The organism is Paraburkholderia caffeinitolerans, from assembly GCF_902859945.1.
GTDB lineage: Bacteria > Pseudomonadota > Gammaproteobacteria > Burkholderiales > Burkholderiaceae > Paraburkholderia > Paraburkholderia caffeinitolerans.
The window spans coordinates 13,066-36,518 of record NZ_CADIKL010000016.1 but is presented as its reverse complement, the minus strand read 5'-3'; the positions used below and the strand labels follow the sequence as shown (position 1 = coordinate 36,518).

At 64.6% G+C, this 23,453-nt stretch carries 18 protein-coding genes; 8 read left to right on the top strand and 10 right to left on the bottom strand.

What is annotated here, in order from left to right; translation table 11 throughout:
• The first annotated feature begins 11 nt into the window (after positions 1-11).
• Positions 12-1,301, top strand: coding sequence for a serine hydrolase domain-containing protein (locus HV773_RS17340; protein WP_175195885.1), 1,290 nt, complete (start codon positions 12-14; stop codon positions 1,299-1,301).
• Positions 1,302-1,378: 77 nt separating this feature from the next.
• Here the strand turns inward: HV773_RS17340 and HV773_RS17335 are convergent, their stop codons facing one another.
• Complete coding sequence (locus HV773_RS17335; protein ID WP_175195884.1) at positions 1,379-2,083, bottom strand: NnrU family protein; 705 nt, start codon at positions 2,081-2,083, stop codon at positions 1,379-1,381.
• 137 nt (positions 2,084-2,220) lie between these two features.
• On the opposite strand from HV773_RS17335, the gene HV773_RS17330 reads away from it, so the two are divergent.
• Positions 2,221-2,640: a DUF3830 family protein gene (locus HV773_RS17330; protein ID WP_175195881.1), complete on the top strand. Its 420-nt coding sequence runs from the start codon at positions 2,221-2,223 to the stop codon at positions 2,638-2,640.
• A 10-nt stretch (positions 2,641-2,650) separates the two neighbouring features.
• Here HV773_RS17330 and HV773_RS17325 read toward each other — a convergent pair whose 3' ends face one another.
• Positions 2,651-3,361 carry a GntR family transcriptional regulator gene (locus HV773_RS17325; protein WP_246282314.1) on the bottom strand — a complete coding sequence of 237 codons (711 nt, stop codon included), beginning with the start codon at positions 3,359-3,361 and terminating at the stop codon, positions 2,651-2,653.
• Positions 3,362-3,597: 236 nt separating this feature from the next.
• Here HV773_RS17325 and HV773_RS17320 point away from each other — a divergent pair, with 236 nt between their 5' ends.
• From HV773_RS17320 to HV773_RS17305, 4 genes are read left to right on the top strand one after another with little or no spacing between them, the layout of a single operon-like run.
• Entirely contained in the window at positions 3,598-4,893 is a 1,296-nt protein-coding gene (locus tag HV773_RS17320; protein WP_175195879.1) for an MFS transporter, read from the top strand.
• 41 nt (positions 4,894-4,934) lie between these two features.
• Positions 4,935-5,663: a maleate cis-trans isomerase family protein gene (locus HV773_RS17315; RefSeq protein WP_175195877.1), complete on the top strand. Its 729-nt coding sequence runs from the start codon at positions 4,935-4,937 to the stop codon at positions 5,661-5,663.
• Positions 5,664-5,685: 22 nt separating this feature from the next.
• The gene (hydA, locus tag HV773_RS17310) at positions 5,686-7,101 is read left to right on the top strand and encodes a dihydropyrimidinase (RefSeq protein WP_175196067.1); all 1,416 of its coding nucleotides are present in this window, start codon (positions 5,686-5,688) and stop codon (positions 7,099-7,101) included.
• 14 nt (positions 7,102-7,115) lie between these two features.
• Positions 7,116-7,868, top strand: a complete 753-nt coding sequence (locus HV773_RS17305) for an aspartate/glutamate racemase family protein (protein WP_175195875.1) — start codon at positions 7,116-7,118, stop codon at positions 7,866-7,868.
• Positions 7,869-7,962: 94 nt separating this feature from the next.
• Here the strand turns inward: HV773_RS17305 and HV773_RS17300 are convergent, their stop codons facing one another.
• Genes HV773_RS17300 through HV773_RS17290 form a run of 3 tightly spaced genes read right to left on the bottom strand, consistent with a single transcriptional unit; the run spans position 7,963 to position 12,781 of the window.
• Positions 7,963-9,225 (bottom strand): cytochrome c, encoded by a 1,263-nt coding sequence (locus HV773_RS17300; RefSeq protein ID WP_175195873.1) that lies wholly within the window; start codon positions 9,223-9,225, stop codon positions 7,963-7,965.
• Positions 9,222-9,920, bottom strand: coding sequence for a (2Fe-2S)-binding protein (locus HV773_RS17295; RefSeq protein ID WP_175195871.1), 699 nt, complete (start codon positions 9,918-9,920; stop codon positions 9,222-9,224). Before HV773_RS17295 ends, HV773_RS17300 begins: the two co-directional genes overlap by 4 nt.
• Complete coding sequence (locus HV773_RS17290) at positions 9,917-12,781, bottom strand: xanthine dehydrogenase family protein molybdopterin-binding subunit (RefSeq protein WP_175195869.1); 2,865 nt, start codon at positions 12,779-12,781, stop codon at positions 9,917-9,919. Before HV773_RS17290 ends, HV773_RS17295 begins: the two co-directional genes overlap by 4 nt.
• A 404-nt stretch (positions 12,782-13,185) precedes the next feature.
• Here HV773_RS17290 and HV773_RS17285 point away from each other — a divergent pair, with 404 nt between their 5' ends.
• Positions 13,186-13,467 carry a DUF4148 domain-containing protein gene (locus tag HV773_RS17285; protein WP_175195867.1) on the top strand — a complete coding sequence of 94 codons (282 nt, stop codon included), beginning with the start codon at positions 13,186-13,188 and terminating at the stop codon, positions 13,465-13,467.
• Between the two features lie 86 nt (positions 13,468-13,553).
• On the opposite strand, the gene HV773_RS17280 is transcribed toward HV773_RS17285, so the two are convergent.
• The 5 genes from HV773_RS17280 to HV773_RS17260 are packed head-to-tail and all read right to left on the bottom strand — an operon-like array spanning position 13,554 to position 21,642.
• Entirely contained in the window at positions 13,554-14,948 is a 1,395-nt protein-coding gene (locus HV773_RS17280) for a heavy metal sensor histidine kinase (protein WP_175195865.1), read from the bottom strand.
• The gene (gene irlR, locus HV773_RS17275) at positions 14,945-15,628 is read right to left on the bottom strand and encodes a heavy metal response regulator transcription factor IrlR (RefSeq protein ID WP_175195863.1); all 684 of its coding nucleotides are present in this window, start codon (positions 15,626-15,628) and stop codon (positions 14,945-14,947) included. The genes HV773_RS17280 and irlR overlap by 4 nt, the downstream gene beginning before the upstream one ends.
• Positions 15,629-15,635: 7 nt before the next feature.
• Complete coding sequence (locus HV773_RS17270) at positions 15,636-18,872, bottom strand: efflux RND transporter permease subunit (protein WP_175195861.1); 3,237 nt, start codon at positions 18,870-18,872, stop codon at positions 15,636-15,638.
• Between the two features lie 6 nt (positions 18,873-18,878).
• Positions 18,879-20,342, bottom strand: a complete 1,464-nt coding sequence (locus HV773_RS17265) for an efflux RND transporter periplasmic adaptor subunit (protein WP_377731132.1) — start codon at positions 20,340-20,342, stop codon at positions 18,879-18,881.
• 13 nt (positions 20,343-20,355) lie between these two features.
• Complete coding sequence (locus HV773_RS17260; RefSeq protein WP_175195857.1) at positions 20,356-21,642, bottom strand: TolC family protein; 1,287 nt, start codon at positions 21,640-21,642, stop codon at positions 20,356-20,358.
• A gap of 326 nt (positions 21,643-21,968) precedes the next feature.
• Here HV773_RS17260 and HV773_RS17255 point away from each other — a divergent pair, with 326 nt between their 5' ends.
• Positions 21,969-23,417, top strand: coding sequence for an MFS transporter (locus HV773_RS17255; RefSeq protein WP_175195855.1), 1,449 nt, complete (start codon positions 21,969-21,971; stop codon positions 23,415-23,417).
• Positions 23,418-23,453 lie beyond the last annotated feature (36 nt).

The following is a 23,453-nucleotide window of genomic DNA, read 5'->3' as shown; positions in this document are numbered from 1 at the left end:
AAACCGCGACGATGACAACTCAGACGGTCCCGCCGCTCCCCGTGTTTTCGCCGTCCCGTTCGCGGCGCGCATCGCCGGTCGTGCGCGCGCTGCTTGCGCGCGTGGCGCCGCTCGTGTTCGGCGCTAGCGCGCTAGTGCCGTTCGCGGCTTGCGCACAGCAAGCGAGCGCCGCGCCCGCCCCGCTCCACGAAACCGGCATCGAAGCCGGCATCGAATCCACTACGCCCGAGGACGTCGGCGTCGATTCGAGCGAGCTTGTGCGGCTCTCGCAATGGATCCGCGACCAGAAACTCGACGTCTACAGCCTGCTCGTGGTGAAAGACGGCAAGCTGATTTTCGAGCGCTACGGCGCGGGCGCATCGCGCAACGCCAACTACGAGCTGTACTCAGTGACCAAGTCGGTGACGTCGATGGTCGCGGGCATCCTGATCGACCAGGGCAAGATCGGCCTGAACGATTCGGTGGGCGACACGCTGAGCGCATGGCGTCCCGACTTGCGCGCGGACTTCGCCGACAAGCGCAACATCGAACTGCGCCACGTGCTGTCGATGTCGAGCGGCCTGCACTACGACTTCCGGCCCAAGGACGATCCTATCTACTACACGGCGCCCGACCGCCTGAAGCTTGCGGCCGCAACCAAACCGAAGGTCGCGCCCGGCACGGAGTTCGAATACACGGACATCAATCCGATCCTGACTGCGGCCATGTTGCGCGCTGCGGCGCACGAGCCCGTCGAGCGGTATGCGCAGACGCATTTGTTCGAGCCGCTCGGCATGCAGCACGCGGTCTGGGAGCGCGCCGATCAACAGGGTCTGGTCTCGGCGGGCTGGGGCTTGCGGCTGCGCGCGGTGGACATGGCGAAGATCGGCATGCTCGTGCTCGATCATGGCCGCTGGCAGGGCCGCCAGGTGGTGCCGCAGCAGTGGATCGCGCAGATGACCACACCGGCGGTGTCGCCTTACTTCGGCTACTACTGGTGGGTCAACAACATCGTGCAGAACGAACCCGAGTATGACGCGATGGGTTTCAAGGGGCAGTTCATCACGGTGCTACCCAAGCGCAACACGGTGATCGTGATGACGAGCATGCTGCCGATCGAAGGCGGCCTGCGCGACGCGAAGAACGTGCGGGTGTTCCGGCAGATGGTGGGCGGCTATATCGTTCCGGCGCTCAATAATGCGCAGCACGCGAAGCCCAGTGACGCGCGCCGCAAAGCGCTCGCGCAAGAGCTTGAGGTGAGCGCGCGCACGCAAGGCATTCCGGGCACGTCGATGGACCCAACCGACAAGCCGAAGCTATAAGTGGCTGGCGCACCGCCGCGCGAAACGCTCGCGCGGCGACGCCGGAACCCGCGCTCGAGCCCGCGCAAAAGCTGACGCTAAAACCAGCGCCAGATGCCAGCGGCCATGCCGGTAAGCGGCCCATGCGCCCAGGTGGCGACGAGCCAGACGACGAGACCGCCCGCCAGCGCATGCATGCCGAAGCCGCCGAGCCGCGCACGGCCCGCCGCGATGGCCGCGAACGGCAGGTAGCTCGTTTTCGCCTCCCACGCGGGCCATTGCTCCGGCTGCAGGCGTTCCTTCTTGCGGTCCTGCAAGACGGAACCGACGAGCGCGAGCACGATCATCGCCACCGCAACCACGATGTTCTTCCCGACCGGATACACCGCGATATGACACAGCCCCCAGAAGGCAAACGCCCACATCATCGGATGCCGCGTGACCGCGTACACGCCGAGCGCCGCTTCGGGAAACGCGCTGGGCCGGCCGCCCGTGGGCAGCGCGGGATTGCGGATCAGCGAGCCCATCAGCAGGATCGCGGCGATCAGCATCACCACCGTCACCACGGCCCAGAGGCCGTTGCCGACCGCCCAGAGCGGCTCGGTCAGCGGCGCGCGCCGGTAGGCCACGATCATCCAGCCGAGCGTCGCGAACGAGACCAGCGAATAGATGCCCTGGAACGCGACCTCGCCAATCATGCTCACCAGCGGCTTGCGCAATGGATGGGACAAGATGAAGTGACTGCCTACGAAGGCGGCGGCGGCCGCCACGACTGCGGTGATGCTTCCATCAGGGCTTGGCATGAGCGTGGCTCCTCAGGTCATATCGTGAGCAATTCGTCAGGGATGGATGCGCGCGAACGCGAGCGCGTGCGCAGACCCGGCAAGATTAACGCCCTCGCGTGGCGTATCGAAGACTACTCTCAACTTTCGAGGACAACATGAAAAAGATCATCATGAATGCTGGCCCGTACCGTTTCGTCGGCCGGCTGGAAGAAGAGCGCGCACCGCGCACCTGCGAGCGCTTCCTCCAAATGCTGCCGCTCAAGAACAAGGGCATCCATTCGCGCTGGAGCGGCGAAGCCGTGTGGATCCCGTTGGGCGACTTCGACACGGGCCTCACGTTCGAGAACCACACCAGCCACGCGTCGCGCGGCGATATTCTGCTGTACCCCGGCGGCTTCAGCGAAACCGAATTCCTGTTCGTCTATGGCAGCTCGAGCTTTGCGAGCAAGATGGGACAGCTTGCCGGCAACCACTTCTTTACGCTGCTCGAAGGCCACGAGCATCTGGAGGCGTTCGGCAAACTCGTGCTGTGGGAAGGCGCGCAGGACATCGAGTTTACGCTTGCCGACGATTAACGACTCACGACTAGCGTGTCCGGCCTGCCTCGCCCGCGGGCTGCAGCACTTTCATGACTTCCGCGGCCGTGTGCTCGGAATGCTCGCGCAGCAGCTTCGCGAGGCTCGCGCCGTCGCGCTTGCCCAGCGCGTCGAGGATTGCACCGTGTTCGCCGAGCGATTCGGCCCAGCGGAACACATCGGCATTGGCCGCGCCGCGCGCGCGGTGAATCTTGCTCATCAGCGAAGCGTACAAATCGGATAGCACAGGATTGCTCGCGACATCGACGATCTGCTGGTGCACTTTCTGATTGGCTCGGTAGTAAGCCGTGCGCTTGCCGTCGCGGTGAAACGCTTCCATCGCGTGATGGCGCTCCAGCAGCACCTTCATCTGCTTGTCGTCGATGCGCTGCGCGGCGAGTCGTCCGGCAATTTCCTCCAGCCCGTGCAGCACTTCGAAGATCGCAGCGATCTCGTCCTTGTTGATCGGCGCGACCTGAAAGCCCATGTGCTGCCGGTGCGTCACATGTCCCTCGGTCACCAGCGTCTTGAGCGCTTCGCGCAACGGCGTTCTGGAGATGTCGAACTGCTCGCACAGCGCCTTCTCGTCGATATGTTCGCCGGGCGGCAACTCCCCTTCCAGAATCATCTCGCGCAATCGCTCCGCGATTGCCGCGTACATCCCCGTGCCGCGCAGGCTGATGCGCTTGCGCGTGTCCGCCGATAGTGACTTCGTGTCCATGTCGTTTGCTTCCTGCTTGCTTTCGTTCGTATCTTCCGTCTTCGCTTAATTTTCCTACACTCCCCACCGACTAGCCACATAAATTAAAACTCAATAAAATCATAAACTTACACAGCTTGTAATTTATAATTAGAAATCATATACTGCGTTGGCGCAGGCAGCGCACCGGGTCGGAAGCGGCCCGGCCACATACATGGAATCCGAAGGCCGTGACCAGGCGTACGGAGGAGACATCGATGCGAACCGCAAATCCGGCTGTGCAGGCCGAGGCCAAGACCGGCGTACGCTGGCGAATCTTTCTGATCATGTTGATGCTTATTTCGATCAACTATGTGGACCGGGCCTCGCTGTCCGTCGCCATGCCGCTGATCGCCAAGGAATTCAACATCGCCCCTGGCGTGCAGGGGCTGATTCTCAGCTCGTTCTTCTGGACCTATGCGTTGATGCAGATTCCGGGCGGCATGCTCGCTGACCGTTTCAAACCGCGCATCGTGATCGCGTTCGCCACGCTGTTCTGGGGCTTTTTCCAGGGCATCGCCGCGATCTGCACGACGGCCCCCGCGCTGATCCTCACCCGCCTGGGCCTGGGCGCGGCGGAAGCGCCGATCTACCCGGCCGGCGGCAAGCTCAACACCATGTGGATGACGCGGCACGAACGCGGCCGCGGCGCTACGCTGCTCGACGGCGGCGCCCCGCTGGGCGCGGCGCTTGGCGCGGTGATCATTTCCGGCTTGATCAGCGAGTTCGGCTCGTGGCGCACCTCGTTCGTGGTGGCCGGCGTGGGCACCATGCTTGCCGGCCTGTTTGCGTGGTACTACATCCGCAACAACCCGCGCGAGCATCCGGCCGTGAATCAGGCCGAAGCCGACTATCTCGAAGCCGCGCTGCAGGAAGAGCATGCGCAAGAGCCGATCAATGCGAGCGGCCGCAGCCTCGACTTCTTCAAGTACCGCTCGGTGTGGGGCATGTTCTTCGGCTGGATGTGCTTCAATTCGCTGTTCTACGGCTTGCTCACGTGGATGCCGAACTATCTGAACAAGTCGTACGGCTTCAATATCCAGCAGATGGGTGGCGCGAGCTTCGCCATCTTCTTCAGCGGTTTCGTGGGTGAACTCGTGGGCGGATGGATCGCCGACAAGTGGAAAGCGGCGGGCGGTTCGCCCAATCGCGTGATGCGCACGCTGTTCGGCATCGCCGCCGTGTTGGCCACCGCGTCGATCTTCTCGGTCGCCTATGTCCGCGATCCGGTGACGGTGGTGGTGCTGCTCGCCTCCACGCTGTTTTTCCTGCGCTGGTGCGGCCTGTACTGGTGCCTGCCTTCGATTCTCGGCACACGCAACAAGGTCGGCTTTCTGGGCGGCTTCATGAATCTCGGCGGCAATATCGGCGGCGTGCTCGTGCCGATCATCGTCGGCCTGATCGTGCAGATTACCGGCTCCTACTTCTTGGCCCTGATGTTCTTCGCCGCTGCGGGCGCTGGCCTGTTCGTCTGCTCGACTCTCATCGACTACGAACGCAAGCTGCCTGTTTGAGCTTTCCCTAATTGAGTAACTGACTGATTGCAGACTTCATCATGAGCAAACGCGTCCTGCTCGGCATGCTGACCCCGTCGTCCAACACCGCGCTCGAACCCATCACGAGCGCGATGGTGGCCCAACTTCCCGGCGTCAGCGCCCATTTCTCGCGCTTCACTGTGACCGAGATTTCGCTGTCCGAGCAGGCGCTCGGTCAGTTCGACACCACCAACATCATTCAGGCCGCGCGCCTGCTGGCCGACGCCAAGGTCGACGTGATCGCATGGAACGGCACCTCGTCGGGCTGGCTCGGCTTCGAGAGCGACCGCCGCCTGTGCCGCGAAATCGAAGAAGCGACCGGCATTCCCGCGACCACTTCGATTCTGGCGCTCAACGAAATTCTGGTGAAGACCGGCGTGAATAAATTCGGTCTGGTCAGCCCGTACATCGAGGAAGTCCAGAAGAAGATCGTGGCCAATTACCGCGAGAACGGCATCGACTGCTCGTCCGAAAGCCACTTGGGCTTGAAGGTGAATTTCCAGTTCTCCGAAGTAACCGAAGAAACCCTGCTCGCGCAGATTCGCGAAGTCGCGGCCGAGGGCCCCGATGCAATCGTCACCTACTGCACCAACCTGCACGCCGCGCATCTGGCCGACGAAGTGGAACGCCAGCACGGCATCCCGCTCTATGACACGATCTCCACCGTGGTGTGGAAATCGCTGAAGCTCGCGGGCTACGATACGACCCGGCTCGAGGGCTGGGGCCGCCTGTTTACCGAAGTTGCGTGAGGGACTCAACATGACAACCGCCATGACCACCGAATACGACCTCGTCATCCGTAATGCCGACGTGGTGACCGCGTCCGAGCGTTTTAACTGCGATATCGGCGTGAAGAACGGCGTCGTCGTGGCGCTGGCCCGCGAGCTAGGTGCAGGCGCGCGCGAGATCGACGCGACCGGCCTGCTGGCGCTGCCCGGCGGCATCGACGCGCATTGCCATCTCGACCAGCCCATGCCCGAAGGGCTGAAGATGGCCGACGACTTCCTGAGCGGCACGCGCGCCGCTGTGTGCGGCGGCACCACCACGGTGATCCCGTTCGCCGCGCAGGAAAAGGGCCAATCGTTGAAGGCGGCGGTAGCCGACTACCATCGCCGCGCCGATGGCCGCGCGGTCACCGACTACGCGTTCCACCTGATCGTCTCCGATCCCACGCCCGAAGTGCTGGAGCGCGAACTGCCGGAACTGATCAAGGCCGGCTATACGTCGTTCAAGATCTACATGACCTACGACGATCTCAAGCTCAGCGACCGCGAGATCCTCGAAGTGATGGACGTGGCGCGTCGCAACCAGGCACTGGTCATGGTGCACGCCGAGAACTCCGACTGCATCGCGTGGCTGACCGACAAGCTCACCGAGGAAGGCAAGCACGCGCCGAAGTATCACGCGCTCTCGCGCCCCGCCGCCGTCGAACGCGAAGCCACGCATCGCGCGATTGCCTTCTCCGAACTCGTCGACGTGCCGATCCTGATCGTTCACGTGTCGGGCCAGGATGCGATCGAGCAGATCGAATGGGCGCAGCGGCGCGGCCTCCACATCTACGCCGAGACCTGCCCGCAGTATCTGTATCTGACTGCGGAAGACCTCGGCCATGACGACGGCTATCACGGCGCAAAATGCGTTTGCAGCCCGCCGCCGCGCGACTCGTCGAGCCAGAAGGCCGTGTGGGGCGCGCTGAAGCGCGGCACGTTCAGCGTGTTCTCGTCCGACCACGCACCGTTCTCGTTCGACGATCCGCAGGGCAAGAAGCCCGGCGGCGAAGAAGTCTCGTTCGAGCACATCCCGAACGGCATCCCCGGCATCGAGACCCGTCTCGCGCTGCTGTTCGACGGCGTGAGCCACGGCAAGCTGTCGCTGCACAAGTTCGTCGAGCTGACCTCGCTGAATCCCGCGAAGCTGTACGGCCTGTATCCGCGCAAGGGCACCATCGCGGTGGGCGCCGACGCCGACATCGTGCTGTGGGACCCGGCGAAGCAAGTCGCCATCGCGAACGACGCCCTGCATCACAACGTCGACTACACGCCGTACGAGGGCCGCACGGTCCACGGTTGGCCGAAGCACTGTCTGTCGCGCGGCGAACTGCTGGTCGAGGATGGCCGCTATCTCGAGCCTGAAGCGGGCCGCGGCCAGTTTCTCCCGGCCGGCAAGCCGCAGTATCTCGACCTCTGAAATTGGAGCGCACCATGAAGATCCTCGTGATCAACCCCAATATTTCCGAGAGCGTCTCGCAGCTGATCGAAGCCGAAGCGAAGCGCAGCGCCTCGCCCGGCACCGAGATCGAAGTGGCGACCGCGCCGTTCGGCGTGGCGTACATCGAGACGCGCTTCGAGTCGCTGGTGGGCGCGTACGCGACCTCGTGTGTGGCAGCCGAGCGCGCGGGTACTTACGATGGTGTCGTGGTTGCGGCATTCGGCGACCCGGGCCTGCAGGGCATCAAGGAGCTGCTCGACGTGCCGGTGGTCGGGCTGACCGAAGCGTCGCTGATGACCGCCGCCACGCTGGGTCAGCGCTTCTCGATCATCGCGATTTCGCCGCGCATCAAGGCGTGGTATCGCGAGACGGTTGAACGCAGCCATCTGGGAAGCCGGCTCGCGAGCATCCGCGCGCTCGAGGAACCGCTGCGCGACATCGGCAGCGTGCAGCAGGATTACGCGGAACGACTGAAGGCGCTGTGCACCGAAGTGGTCGAGAACGACGGCGCCGATGTCATCATCATCGCGGGCGCGCCGCTCGCAGGGCTCGCGCGCGAGATCCGACACGAACTGCCGGTGCCGGTGGTCGATGGCGTGTCGAGCTCGATTACCCAGCTCGAAGGCCTGATCCGCCTGAACCCGAAAAAGGCGACCAAGGGCAGTTTCGCCCAGCCGCCGGTCAAGCCGAACCGTGGCCTGCCTGAACCGCTGGAGCGGTTGTTGAGCAGCAGGAAGACGGACTAAACGCGCGGACTAACGCGCACAAAAAAGCGGGCCTCGAAAATTTCGAGGCCCGCTTTCTTTTTTTGGCTGGCGCGTACGGCGCCCAAGACATCGTTTAGTGCGCCGGCTCGCGCAGCGCCTTCACATCGGCCGCTGCCACATTGGCGCTCTGCCCGCCCCACGTCGCGCGCAGGTAGTTCGCCAGTTGCGAGAGCTCGTCGTCGCTCAGCGTCGACGCGAACGCCGGCATCGCCTGCATGCTTTCCAGACCCGCGAAGTGCTGCGTATCGATGCCGTCGAGCATCGCCACGAGCAGATTGTGCGGATCGGCCTGGCGCACCGTCGAGTTGCCGTTCATCGGCACGGCCACATGCGGCTTGCCCTCGCCCCCCAGCCCGTGACAGCCCGCGCACACGGCCACGTAGACCGAGCGGCCCGCCGCAAGCTGCGCGGCGTCGGCGGCCACGGCCTTCACCGGCACCGGCTGCGGCGCGGGCGGCGTATCGCCGAGCAGATAGACGGACAGCGCGCGCACGTCGTCCTTGTTCAGGTACTGCGTGCTCAGGTGCACGACCGGATACATCTCGCCGAATGCCGAGCCTTGCGGCGCGATGCCGACGCTAAAGAACGTCTGCAGATCGGCGCCGTTCCAGCCACAGCCCGCGAGGCCCGCGGGCGTGATGTCCGGCGCGACCACGCGGCCCAGTGCTGCGCCCGAGAGCGGCTTCGTATCCACGAGCCGACCAAACACGTCGCGCGGCGTATGGCATTCGGCGCAGTGGCCAAGCGCGTTGGCGAGATAGCGGCCACGCTGCCAGTCCGCCGATTGCCCCGCCGAGGCGTCGGGCAACGTGTCCTTCAGGAACAGCATGTCCCACACCGCCATGCCGAAGCGCACGCTGTACGGGAACTTCAGATCGTTCGCCGGCGCGTCGACCGCAACCGGCTTCACGGTCATCAGCCAGGCGTACATCGCGTCGGCGTCGGCGCGCGACAACTGCCGGTAGGACGTGTACGGCATCGACGGATAGAGCCGCTTGCCGCGGGCGTTGCCGTCGTGCAGCGCGGCGTAGAAGTCGTCGGCGCTCCACTTGCCGATGCCGTGGTCCTTGTCGGGCGTGATGTTCGAGCCGTAGAAGGTGCCGTACGGCGAGGCCAGCGCCGCGCCGCCTGCGAACGGCGCGCCGTCCTTGGCGGTGTGGCATGCGGCGCAGTCGGCGGCCTTCACGAGGTAGCGGCCGCGCGCGACCTGCTCGGGCGTGGGCGTGAACGCCGCGCCCGAAGTGGACGATTCTTCGCGGCCGCAGGCCGCGAGCGTGAGCGCACAGGCGGCGAGCAACACGCCGTGCGCGAGGCGGTTGAGGAGCGCGCGCTTCATGCCGCGTCCTTCACGAGACCGGGCGTGCTCATCACCACGTCCTTGACCGCTTCGTAGTAGCGCACGTAGCCCGTACAGCGGCAAATGTGGCCGTCGAGCGCGGCCATGATCGTGCTCTCCACATCGGCCTTCTTGATGGGCTCGCGCTTGAGGCGCTCGAGCAGCACCGTGGCCGCGTTGACGAAGCCCGGCGTGCAGTAGCCGCACTGGAAGCTGAAGTGATCGAGAAACTTCTGCTGGATGGGCGAGAGCTCGACCACCTCGCCGGCCTCGTTGCGCTTTGCGTGGCCTTCGACCGTGCGGATCGTGCGGCCATTGAAGAAGTGCGCGCCGGTGATGCAGGTGCGCATTTCCTCACTCGAGCCATCGGGCTTGTCGAGGATCACCACGCACGCGTGGCACACGCCCTGCCCGCAGCCGAGGCGCGAGCCGGTCAGGCCCGCGTACTCGTGCAGGAACTCGATCATCATGATGCCCTCGGGCACCTGCATCGGACCGACGGCCTTGCCGTTGATGGTGAGCGAGAGCGCTTTCGGCTTGTACTGCACGAGCGGGCGCTCGACGGGCGCGGGCTGCGAGGCCGGCTGTGCAGCCGGTTGCGAAGCGGGCTGTGAAGCTGGCTGTGAAGCGGACTGTGAAGCAGCCACGGCGGCGCTGGCGCTGACCGCGGATGCAGCGGATTGGGCGAGCGTCATGCGAGCACCTCCAGGATTTTTTGCGGGGTCACCGGCAAGTCGGTGAAGCGATGGCCGATGGCATGCGCGACGCCGTTCACGACCGCGCCCACCACGGGAATCATCACCACTTCGGCGATGCCCTTGGGCGGATCGGTTTCCGAGAGCGCCGGCAGCACTTCGCCGGTCTGCGTCCAGACGGCGACGTCCGAGGCGCGCGGCAAGTGGTAACGGTTGAAGTTCCACGTGCCGTTGCCGGGGCCGTCCTCGTAGAGCGGCAGGTACTCGTGCAGCGCATGGCCGATGCCCATCGCAAGGCCGCCCTGCAACTGGCCCGAGACGAGCTGCGGCGAAATCTGGTTGCCGCACTCCATGATCGAGTGGTGCGTGAGCAGTTCCACCTTGCCCGTGGCTTCATGCACGGCCAGTTCGACCAGCGTGCCGATCGCGCTGTAATAGGTCACCGCCGCGTTGTTGCGGCTCATCGGCGGGATGAACGCGCGCTTGCGGTCCAGCACGCGATAACCGTTCGCGGTGGACGGCAGCGCGGCATGCGCCGCAGGGGTGGCAACCGCAGTGGGCTTGCCGCCCTCGCCCGCGCTAGCTTTCGCATAGCGCAGCGAGAGACCGTCGATCGGCAGACGCTCGACCGTCCCGCCCACATCGAATTCAGCTTCGGCCCATTGCCAGCGATTGAACACGTGCACGACCGCGCCGGTCGCGAGGCCCATCGCATGCGCCTGCTTCGCGAGCCGTTCTAACGGCAGCGCCTCAAGGCCCGCCGCGGTCAGCTTGCCGTCCACCCAGCGCGCGTCTTCGATGCGCACCACGAGCGGCGCAGCCTGCCCGCCGCCCAGACCCTGCGTCCAGATCGACATGGCCGCTGGCCACAGGCCGTAGCGGAACACCGCGCGCGCGGCTTCGCGCGTGCTGTGCGTGAAGTAGAACGCCGAGTTCGTGGCGCTCGACGGCGAGGCGATATTGGGCGTCCAGCGCGGATTGGCGCTGAACTTGTCCTGATCGGCCTGGCTCATGAGGTAGGGGTCGCCGCTCGTGACCATCGGCAGATCGGGCCAGTCGGTCACCGCCACGCGGATATCCGCCGCCGGCTTGCCGAGCCACTTCGCGACGGCCACGGCCTGCGAGGTGGACATGCCCGTGCCGATCTCCGCGCCCGTGTGGTGGAGCGTGATGACACCGTTCTCGTCGATTTCGACCTTCGCGAGCGATGCTTCGGAGCCCGTACCAAAGTCCTTCTGCACGCAGGCGAAGCCCACGCCGTAGCGCTTGCCCGGGTTAGCGGCTTCGTATTCGGCCTTGCGCTTCGCGCGCTGCGTCCACAGCGGATGGACCTTCGCGCGCTCCAGCACCTCGTCCACGCGGATCGCGCCGGCGGGAATCGCGCCCTGGGTATTCTTCATGCCCGAGCGCAGCGCATTCTTCAGACGGAAGTCGATCGGATCGACGCCGAGCTGCGCGGCGATTTCGTCGACGGCCATCTCGGTCGCCGCCATGCTCTGCAGCGTGCCGTAGCCGCGCGCCGAGCCCGCGTCGATCGCGCGCGAGGCGATCGCCACCGAGGCCAGGTCGTTCTTCGGGAAGTAGTAGATCGATTGCGCGGCCGTCGCGCCCACCATCGCCACCGAAGGCGAGAAGTTGCAGCGCCCGCCGCCGTTCGCCTCGAAGTCGCCCTTGAACGATTGCAGCAGCCCCGTCTTGCGGTCGACCGCAATGCGGTAATGCATCTTGAACGCGTGGCGCTTCAGCGAGGTCTGGAACTGCTCGTAGCGGTCGTTCGCGAAGCGCACCGGGCGGCCGTCGCCATAGAGCGCGGCTACGAGCCCGTAGTACGGCACGTTGAAGTGATCCTTCGAGCCATAGCCCACCGTGTAGCACGGGTGCAGGAACAGCTGCTTGACCGGGTAGCGGCCCTTCGAGGCCATTTCCGCGACGGACTGCGCGACTTCGAGCGGCGACTGCGTCGGCACCACGAGGTGCAACGACTGCGTGGCGGCGTCGTACCAGCCGTTCGCGTTGTCGGGTTCGAGCGCGGCCGTGTCGATCGACTGCGTGTTGTACTCGCGGTCGAACACGAGCCAGTCGGCGGAGGCGTGATCGAGTTCACCGGCGATCTGGGCCGCGTAAGCCATGCCCTGCTCGTCGATCTTGCCGTGCGCATTGGCGTCCGGCCACACCGGCTGATGCTTGCGCATCGAGCTCGGGAAGATCGGCGCGTCCTTGAGGCTCGAATAGACGTCGTCGTCGTACGGCGTCTTGCCGCCCACGCGCACGTAGCGGAACGTGCCCCACGGATCGCGTTCGAGCGGCCCGGTCACCGCGCCATAGCGGATCACGTCGTCGCGGAACTTGAGCAGGTTCTTTGCGAAACGGAAGCGCGCGAAATCGTGATAGATGAGGATCGCGACCGCATGCCCCAGATAGGCAGGCGTCTTGCCCGCGGGCAGCAGCATGTCCTCGCCGTAGAAGGCCGGGAACGCGACGCCGTCGCGCGCGAGGTCCTCGGCGGTGACGATGCGATCGGGCTTGAGATCGTCGCCGAGCAGCGTCAGGTCGAAGCCTTCATAGAGGCGATCGGCCTGGGTCGCGCGCAGGATCAGCGCGTGCGCCTGCTGCTGCGGCCAGTGGGGCATGTCCGTCGCGCGAATATCGCGCGCGAAGATTTTCGAGCCCGTGACTTTGGCAATGCCGTCGATGCGGAACTTGGGCGTGCCGTTGGCGGCATCCCATTTGACCGGCGTGAGGAGTTTTTCTTCGAAAAGGGCAGCGAATGCGCGGCTGCCGAAAGGCGCCACATATACCGCCACGCCTGCCAGCATGCTGGCTTTGAGAAAACCTCGCCGTGACAGGCCGTGGTTTTTCATGAGGGGACCTCCAGGTGCGTGCGCGACTCGCGAAGACAACCATCCGTGCCTTGCGGAGCGGCCCGCATTCTGGCATCCGCACCCGCCCGAGCCCATAGCGATCTTCACATGTGGAACTTATTATTGCGCTTATAAGCCCTGAGTCATGGGGGTTTACGCCATGTTCGCCGGGTCCTGCGTGCTGCACCTGGCGCCCCATCCAGCTCAAGTACCCGCCGATTCTATCCGTCTGGGACAGCGGCTGCCCGGACCATGGTCGCCCCGCGCTTTTCTCCGAAATCGTCATCTTGCGATCACGCTGGCGTACCGCCCGTACGCCATATTGGACCCAGCTTCCAGCGAGGAAGCAAGCAGGTTCAACCCGACTTCCCTGTTGCGGAAGTCCAAAGAGAAGGAGATTCAGCATGAACGCGAAGTTTACGATTGCTCTCACCGCCATTGCCATCGCACTCGGCGCTACTTCGGCAGCGGCGCAAGCGCAATCGCAGGCACAGGGCAAAACGCGCGCCGAGGTTCAACAGGAATTGATTCAGGCCCGTCACGACGGCCTCACGCAATCGAGCCCGACGCGGTACCCGCCGAACGCGCAGCAAATCGCGCAAAACAAGGCGCGTCATCAGGCGGGAACGCATCGCGGCGAGCCTTCGGCTTCCGTCGACCAGCACGACCTGATGACGTCGCGCTAACGCTTGCCGATAGTTCAAGCTCAATCGTTCCAGCTCAATCGGCCGCGCCTTCACACCGCGCGGCCGCCAAATCTGGCCATGGCTGGCTAGCTCCGGCGCGCCGGAAAGTGCAGCCAGAACGTCGTGCGGATATTCGGCGCGCTCTCGACACCGCAGGTCCCGCCGTGGCTCTCCATGATGGACCTGACGATGGCGAGCCCCAACCCCGTTCCCGATGCGGAGTTGTTCCTCGACGGATCGACGCGGTAGAAGCGTTCGAAGATCTTCTCGCGGTGCGCGGCGTCGATGCCCGGACCCGTATCCGAAACGCTCACTAGCATTCCAGATCCCGATGATTCGCACTCGATAACAATCTTCGATCCGGTTGGCGCGTGCGCAAGCGCATTGGAAACCAGATTGCTCAGCGCCCGCTGGTAGAGCATGAGATCGGCCTGCACCCTGCCCTCGCCCCTCACCTCCAGATCGACCGAAGCGTCCTCGGCCATCGGCTCGTAATAGCCCGCCACCCGCTGCGCTTCCTGCGCGGCGTCGAGATCGCGCAACCCCGGGGGATGCTGCGCGCTCTCGGAGCGCGCGAGAAACAGCATGTCTTCGATCATGCGCGAGAGCCGCTGGTACTCATCGATGCTCGATTCGACGATGCTCCTGTATTCCTCGGCCGTTCTGGGCTGCGCGAGCGCCACCTGGGCGCCCGCCACGAGGTTCGTCAAGGGCGTGCGCATGTCGTGCGCGAGATTCGACGAAAACTGGCTCAGCCGGACAAACGACTCGTTCAGCCTCGCCAGCATTCCATTGAACGCGCGCCCCAGTTCGCGCAATTCGCCGGCCGTGTCGAGTTCCGGCATGGGCTGCGCGAGACGCGCCGTGGACATTTCCTCCGCGCGCTTCACGAGCTGCCGCAGCGGGCTCAAGCCAAGCATCGCGATGCCGTACGCGAGCGCCGCCGCGAGCAGCACCCCGAGCACCTCGATCGCGACGACCGTATAGGCGTATCCGCGCAGCAGCGCGTAGTCGCCCGATTCGTCCAGTTGAATCACGACACGCACCGTTTCATGGTCCTTGCCCCGCAGCGTCACGAGCGAAGCAACGTAGCGGCGTTTCGAATCCTTGTCGGCCTGCAAGATCATGTTGCCCGGCAGGGGTTCCGCGACGGCTGGCGCATAATCCACGAAGTCCTGCGTTTCGAGAATCCGCTTGCCCGCCCCATCGAACAAGGCGAGATCGAGCCGTTGATGGCCGTGAAGCTGGTCGATCCAGACCTCCGATTGCCGCATGATTTCATCGGTGTCCTGAACACGCGCGAGATGATCCTTCAGCGCGATCGAGGTGGTCACGAGTTCCTGGGTTGCGGTATTGTCGATGCGCGTCTTGAGCGCCTGATAGAGCGCGAATCCGCTGAGCGCGAGAATGGCCGAAGTCGAGATGACGATCAGTACGGTGAGGCGCGAGCGCAGCGTCGTGGGCAGCAAGTGCTTGATCATGAGTCGGCGGCGTCCCGCTCTTCGAGGACATAACCCATGCCCCTGACGGTGTGGATGAGCCGGGTCTCGTAGGGGTCGTCGATCTTCACCCTGAGCCGCCGGATGGCGGCATCGACCACGTTGGTATCGCTGTTGAAATTCATGTCCCAGACCTGCGATGCGATGGTCGCGCGCGGCAGGATTTCGCCGGCCCGGCGCATCAGCAGCCACAGCAGCGAGAACTCCTTCGAGGTCAGCAGAATGGTCTTGCCCTGCCGCGTGGCCTTGCGCCGCGTGAGGTCCAGATGGAGATCGGCCACGCTCAGGGTCGTGGCCTCGCGCGGCTGCCCGCGCCGCAAAATGGAGCGCACGCGGGCCAGCAACTCGACGAAGTCGAAAGGCTTGGCCATGTAATCGTCCGCGCCGAGCTCCAGCCCCTTGACGCGGTCGCCCACGTCGTCGCGCGCCGTAAGAAACAGCACGGGCGTAGAACGCTCCCGGCGCAGCGCCTCGATCACGCTCCAGCCGTCGCGCCCGGGAAGCATCACGTCGAGCACGATCAGATCGTAGTCCTCCGTGCTCGCCCGGTGGAGACCGCTCACGCCGTCTGCCACCCAGTCGACCACGTACCCTGCCTCGGAGAGGCCTTTTTGCAGGTATTTTCCGGTCTTCAGTTCGTCTTCGACGATCAATATGCGCATATGCGTTTTACCTGCGTTTTAACTTGAAGCTGCCCATTTTGAGGGATTCGAGCGCCAGCCCGCGTAACGAGCCCGCATGCGCGACCCGGTACAGCACGGGCAGCACTAGCAGCGTCAGCGCCGTCGAGGAAAGAATGCCGCCGATCACCACCGTGGCGAGCGGACGCTGCACCTCCGCGCCGGTGCCGGTGGCAAATGCCATGGGCAGGAAGCCGAGCGAGGCGACCAGCGCCGTCATCAAGACCGGGCGCAGCCGCGTGAGTGCGCCATCGCGCACGGCGCTGGACAAATCGGCTCCATCTTCGCGCAATTTTCGTATGAAGGAAATCATCACGAGGCCATTCAACACCGCCACCCCGGAAAGCGCGATGAACCCGACCGCCGCCGTGATGGATAGCGGAATCCCGCGCAGCCACAGCGACATCACGCCGCCGCTGAGCGCGAATGGAATGCCCGTGAACACGAGCAGGCCATCCTTGGCGTTATTGAACATGATGAAGAGCAGGACGAAGACCATCAGCAGCGCAACCGGCACGACGATTTTCAGGCGCTCGCTCGCGCTTTGCAATTGCTCGAATTGTCCGCCCCATGAAATCCAGTAGCCGGACGGCACCTGGACGTTCTGGCGGATCTCCTCCTGTGCATCCGCCACGAACGAGCCTACGTCGCGCTCGCGCACATTGGCCGTCACCACCACGCGACGCTTGCCATTTTCACGGCTGATCTGATTCGGCCCCGGGCCGATCTTCACCGTCGCGAGTTCGTCGAGCGGCACGTAGGGCGCGAACGTGGCGGACGCTGCCGTTGCGATTGTTGTGCTTGTTGCTGCGCTTGTTGTTGCGCTTGTTGTTGCACTAACCGGCAGCGCGATGGGCAAGCGCTTGATGGCCTCCACATCGGAGCGCAACTCATCCGGCAAACGCACCACGATATCGAAGCGCCGGTCGCCCTGAAACAGCGTGCCCGCCTTCTGGCCACCCACGGCGGCGGCCACAGTGTCCTGCACGTCCGCCACGCTCACGCCATAGCGCGCGAGCTTGTCGCGATCCAGTTCGATCGTGAGCACCGGCAAGCCGGTGGTCTGCTCGACCTTGACCTCCGTGGCACCAGCCACCTTCTGCAGCGCCGTGGCAATCTCGTTGGCCGTCGTGTTGAGCACGTTCATATCGTCGCCGAACACCTTGACGGCGACGTCGCTGCGCACGCCGGAAATCAGCTCGTTAAAGCGCAGTTGGATCGGTTGCGAGAACTCGTAGACGTTGCCGGGGAACTCGGCCAGCACGGCCTCGATTTCCGTCTTCAGGTCCTCACGCGACTTGCGCGGGTCGGGCCACTGGTCCTGCGGCTTGAGCATGATGTATCCGTCCGATGCGTTGGGCGGCATCGGATCCGCCGCGATCTCAGCGGTGCCCGTGCGCGCGAACACACGCTCGATCTCGGGGAACTTCTCCTTGAGCGCCATCTCGATCGACTTCTCCATCTCCACGGACTGCGTGAGGCTCGTGCCCGGAATGCGCTGCGCGGAAATGGCGAGATCGCCTTCGTTCAGGCTCGGAATGAACTCGCTGCCAAGACGTGTAGCTAGCAGCAAGGTAACGCCGACGATGGCCACGGCCGCGAACAGCACGCGCTTAGGACGCTCCATGAAGCGGTCTAGCACCGGCTCGTAAGCACGCCGTGCCCAGCCCATCACGCGATTTTCCTTCTCCTCCACCCGCGAGCCGATGAACAGCGCCACTGCCGCCGGAATGAACGTCACGGTGAGCACCATCGCGGCGGCCAGCGCCATCACCACGGTGATCGCCATCGGATGGAACATCTTTCCCTCCACGCCGGTCAGCGCGAAGATCGGCAGGTAGACCACCATAATGATAAGTTGTCCGAATATCAGCGCCCGTCGTGCCTCTCGCGATGCCTCCATCACCTCGGCGAAGCGTTGTTCACGCGTGAGCGGCCTGCCTGCGGCAGCCTGTGCGTGCGCGAGCCGCCGGATGCAGTTCTCGACAATGACCACCGCGCCATCGACGATGATGCCGAAATCGAGCGCGCCCAGGCTCATCAGGTTCGCGCTGACCTTTGCATTGACCATGCCCGTGAACGTCATCAGCATCGAAAGCGGAATGACAAGCGCCGTAATGAGCGCGGCCCGGATGTTGCCGAGGAAGATGAACAGCACAGCGATTACGAGCACCGCGCCTTCGAGCAGATTTTTCTTGACCGTCTGCACGGCCTTCTCGACCAGCACGGTGCGGTCATAAACGGGCACGGCCTTCACGCCCGGCGGCAACGTGCGGTTGACCTCGTCCATTTTCAGCGACACCGCTTTCGCCACGCTGCGGCTGTTTTCGCCCATCAGCATGAATACGGTGCCGAGCACGACCTCCTTGCCGTTCTCGGTTGCCGCGCCCGTGCGCAACTCGCGGCCGACACCCACTTGCCCGACGTCCTTCATGCGCACCGGCACGCCGCCCGCATTGGTCAGGACGATATTGGCGATGTCGTCGAGCCCGCGCGCTTGCCCCGGCACGCGCACGAGGTACTGCTCGCCTTCGCGCTCGATATACCCCGCGCCGACGTTCTCGTTGTTGCGCTCGAGCGCGCGCACGACGTCCGCGAGCGTGAGCCCGTACGACATCATCCTGGTGGGATTCGGCGCGACGCGGTACTCCTTCACGTATCCGCCGATCGAGTTGACATCGGTGACGCCGGGCACGTTGCGCAGTTGAGGCTTCACGACCCAGTCTTGCAGTTCGCGCAAATCGGCCTGCGTATAGGGCTTGCCATCCGGCTTCCTCGCCGTTTCCGAGGCTTCCACGGTCCAAAGGAAAATCTCGCCGAGGCCCGTGGACGTGGGGCCCATGGATGGCGTCGCGCCTGGCGGAAGCTTGTCTTTCGCCTCCTGAATGCGTTCGTTGACGAGCTGGCGCGCGAAATAGATGTCCGTGCCGTCGTTGAAAATGACAGTCACCTGGGACAGGCCATAGCGCGAAATCGAGCGCGTCTCCTGCAGATTCGGCAGGCCCGCCATGGCGGTCTCGATCGGCCAGGTAATGCGCTGCTCAGCTTCCAGCGGGGAGTAGCCCGGCGCGGAGGTATTGATCTGAACCTGCACGTTCGTGATGTCGGGCACCGCGTCGATCGGCAACTGCCGGTAACTACCGATGCCGAGCGCCGCCACCGCGAGGGTGGCCAACATCACGAGCCAGCGATGCGCGATGGCAAAGCCAATTAACCGCTCAAACATTTTCGATCACTCCTCCACGCTGTCCTTCGCCAGCTCCGCCTTGAGCACGAAGCTGTTCACTGCTGCATAGCGCTGGCCGCTTTTCAGCCCGCCCAGCACTTCCACGTTCTGCTCGTCGCGCCGTCCGAGTTCGACAGGCTGCGCCACGAACCCCTTCGGCGACTGCACGAACACCGAAGCCGCGCCATTGACGTCCTGAATGGCGCTGGCCTGGATGGCGAGCGGCACGCTCTGCTCGCCCGCCCCCACCGACACGTTCACGAACAGGCCGGGCCGCCACGCGCCCTCGGGATTCGCGAGCACCACGCGCGCCGGCGCGGTGCGCGTCTGCTCGCCCAGCAACGCGCCCACGTACGCAACCGAGCCGGTGGCGCGCGATTCGAACGCCGATGCGCTCACCGTGGCCTCGCGCCCGACCCGGACGTCGTTCAGACGCTGCGCCGGCACAGCCATCTCCGCCCAGACCGAAGACAGATCGGAAATCACGAATACATTGGCGTCCGCCGAAATGGATTCGCCAGTCGTCAAATGCTTTTCGACGATGGTTCCGGCGAACGGCGCGCGCAGTTCGTAGAGGCTAAGCGCGGATGCGGAGGTAGAAGCATTGAGCGCGGCAAGTTTCTGGCGGGCGTTCTGTGTTGCAATTTCGGCTTCGCGCAATTGCACCTGCGCCTGCTGATAGTCCTGCTCTGCCGAGATCTTTTCCTGCCATAGCGTCTTTTCGCGCGCGTATGCGGTGCGCGCCGCCGAGAGACGCCGCTCGGCCGTCAATAGCTCGCTTCTCCGGTCGGCGAGATCGGTGCTTGCGATGACGGCGAGCACCTCGCCCTTCTGCACGCGCTGCCCGATCGATACATTCACGCGTTCGACCACGCCCGCGACGCGCGGAACCACGTGCGCGGTCCGGTCCTCGTTGAACTTGATTTCGCCCGGCAACTGGAAGCTGCTGCGAATCTGCGCCGGTCCCACAGTGGCAAGCCCGATATTCGCCGCCTTGATCTGCGACGGACTCAGTGCAACCGCGCCGTCCGCGCGCGAAAAGTTGAGCGAACCGGAGCGCCCATCGACTCGAATACCGATAATCGCATCGAACACGTGCGGCGCAGCAATTCCTGTCGTACTGCCAAATTTCCCTTCCTTGCCCGTGAACTTCAGCAGTTCGCGCGACCCGTCGTAGCGCGTGATCGTGGCGCTGACCGTCGCGCGATCGGGAACGGGTTTGCCATCCACGAACGGATAGACGATCAGGCGTGCGTCTCCCGCCTTCTCAGCGAGCACGATCTCCGCGCTCAACGGTCCGTCGGCGACGATCTGGCCGCCGTGAGGCCCAAGGCTCTCGGTGCCGCGTGCGTCAGACGCGCCAGCACTCGCGCCTGTGTGTGCGGCCGGCTCCCGCGATAACGCATACGCGCCAATGGCGACGCAAAATAAAAGTGCAGTCGCCGCAACGGCGATCTTCTGTTTGGGCAGCATGTTCGATCCTTCAGTTCAAGCGGGTCGTACTGTCGCGATCCGCGACGAGCGGCGTGCCGACGAGTCGGCCGATTTCGGCATGAGCCTGATGCGCGGTGCTCAGCACCTTCACGTATTGGGACTGCCCCTGAAACAGCGTGCGCTGTGCGTCGAGCACGTCGAGGAAGCTGAATTTGCCCAACTCGAATCCGCGCTGCATGGCCTCCAGCGCCTGCTTCGCGGCGGGCAGCACCTCGCCCTTGAGCCGGCGCGCCTCCTGAGTGGCGTTCTCATAGCTCGACCAGGCCTGCGCGAGCTCCAGCCGCAAGCGCGCCTTTTCGCTGTCGAGGTCCGCGCTCGCCTTCTCGGCGTTGTGGGACGCTTCCAGAATCGCGCCCTTGTTGGTGTCGAAGATCGGCAGTGGAATGGACACCCCGACTACTGCCTGGTTGTCCGGAATACCTGAAGTCCAGACCCGCTTCATGCCAGCGCTAACGGTAATGTCGGGAATGCGCCGCGCTTTCTCTACGCTGACGCGCGCATTACTGCGCAGCAATTCGGCCTGCGCGACGCGCGACAAAGGCGCATCGTCGAGCCGCGACTGCAACGACGACAACGGCTCGATCTCGGGCAAAGCATCGAGATTGCCCGTCACGGTGCGGTTGTGCACTTCCGGGCTGCCCGTGACGTTCGCGAGCTTTTCGAGCGCGAGCGTGGCCTGCGTGCGCGCCGAAGCGAGCGCGATTTGCGCATCGGCGGCGGCGACGCGCGCCTTGGTCGACTCAACGGGCGAGATCTTGCCGGCGCGGGCGCGCTTGTCGGCCATATCCGCCGAGCGCAATGCGATATCGGCCGACTCCTGCGCCATCTGCATCTGGCGCTGCGCAGCGAGCATGTCGTAGAACGCGGTGATCACCGCTGCGCGCAGTTGCGCCGCCTGCCCGTCGAGCGACGCCAGCGCCGACTGGCGGCCATACGACGCCACGTCGAGCCGCGCCCGGCGTTTGCCGCCCAGCTCGATCGTCTGCTCGACCAGCGCCGTGCTCGTGCGGTCTTGCCCGCCAAGACCTTCCTGCAGCAAGGAGAGGTTCGGGTTCGGCCGCGCGCCGGCCTGCATGAAGACGCCGCTGGACGCGTTCGCACTAGCCACGGCGCTGCGCAACAAGGGATTACTCGCGGCGGCAATGCCAAGCGCGTCGTCGAGCGAAAGCGCCGGCGGAGTGTTCTGCACGGACGGGATGCGGTCCGCGAGCGACTGGCTATAGGAGGAATAACTCAGGACCAGGAGTGCGGCGGCGACGATGTAGCGCGGATGCATGGGCGGATTGCATTCAGAATGACTTGCCGCCGATGCTACGGTCCGGGTGCAATGCAAACATGATCCGAAAATGACATTTTCGTCATCTCACATACGTCACGGGTCCCGAGATAGCCGTCTCAACACAGGCAGCCTTTCTCGCCAGGAAAGCATGCTTGAGGTATGCGCAATTTTCGTACTGGCGAAAATCTCCCACACTTGTTTTCAGCGCCCAGTCCCTTTGGGATTCATGCGGCGCCCCTCACCCACCGCGCAGCGCTTTGGTCGGCCCTGCGTCGAGGACAAGACCCACCGCTAGCCGCGGCATACCTATAGCTGGAGACACGATGAACAGCCAACCTTTGGATCTGGGCGGCCCCGCAGCCCGCGCGAGCTCGCCCGCCGCGCACGCCACTGCTCAGCGCGCAGTGGATGAGCGCGCAACCATCACACTCGGCGGTTTCATGGACGAAATGCCCGTGGGCGCGCTGCATCGCTTCGTAGTGTGGGTCGTGGGCATCGGCCTGTTCTTCGACATGTACGAGATCTTTCTCGTCAGCTCGATCGGCTCAGCGCTGCAGAACGAATACGGCCTGGACAGCCACGGCACCGCTTTCAAGCTGCTGCTCGCGTCGGCGTTCATCGGCATGTTCTTCGGCTCGCTGTGCCTCGGCAGTCTCGCGGACCGCATTGGCCGGCGCCGCGCGTTTCTGCTCACACTCGTCTGGTACAGCGCGTTCTCGCTGCTCGGCGCATTCTCATTCAACGCCACCATGCTCGTGGCCTGCCGCTTCCTTACCGGCGTGGGCGTGGGGGCGATCTATCCGGTCGCCGACAGCTTCCTTTCCGAGATCCTGCCGAAAGATCGGCGCGGCCGCCTTGCGGCGTGGGCCTATACCACCTCGTATGTGGCCGTGCCGCTGGTGGGCTTTCTCGCCGTCTGGCTCAATCCGCTGCACGCCGGCGCGCTCACGGGCTGGCGCGTGATACTCGCGATCGGTGGTCTTGGCGCCGTGTTCGTGCTGGCCGTGAAGCACCGCCTGCCGGAAAGCCCGCGCTGGCTGCTCGCACAAGGGCGCGTGGAGGAAGCGCACGCCACACTGCGCCGCTTCGCTGAAAGCGCTGGCGTCGCCATACCCGCCGCCTTCGCGCAAGCTGGCGAGCGCAAGCACCCGCTGCTGCTGCGCGAGCGCATCGCCTTGCTGCGCCGCGCGCCGTATGGCAAGCGCTACCTGATGCTCACCATCTTCCACCTGTTCCAGGGCTTCGGCTATTACGGCTTCGGCACGCTCGCCGGCGTGGTGGTGAAGAGCCGCGGCTTCGACGTGACGGGCAGCACGCTCTTCGTCGCGCTCTCGTTCATAGGCTACCCCATCGGCTCGCTGCTCTCCGTGCCGCTGCTCAACTGGATCGAACGGCGCACGCTCGTGATCGTCTCGCTGGTGGCGATCGCCCTCTGCGGCCTGGGCTTTGCCTATTCCAACCATATCGGCCTGATCATCGGCTTTGGCGTCCTGACCACCTGTGCGTCGAATGTGTTCAGCAACGCCTACCACGTCTACCAGTCAGAGATCTTTCCCACCAGCGTGCGCTCGACGGCAATCGGCAGCACCTACTCGCTCTCGCGCTTCGTGAGCGGCGCTCTGCCGTTCATTCTGCTGCCCGTGCTCAACCAGCACGGCGCGCTCGCAATGTTCGGCGTGATCTCGGTGGCCCTTGCCATCGTCGCCATCACGCTGCGCACGCTCGGACCGCTCACCACGCGACGCAGCCAGGACGAAATCAATCCGGTCTGATGTCTGGTGCCGGATGCTGGCGCCAGGCCGCAATCG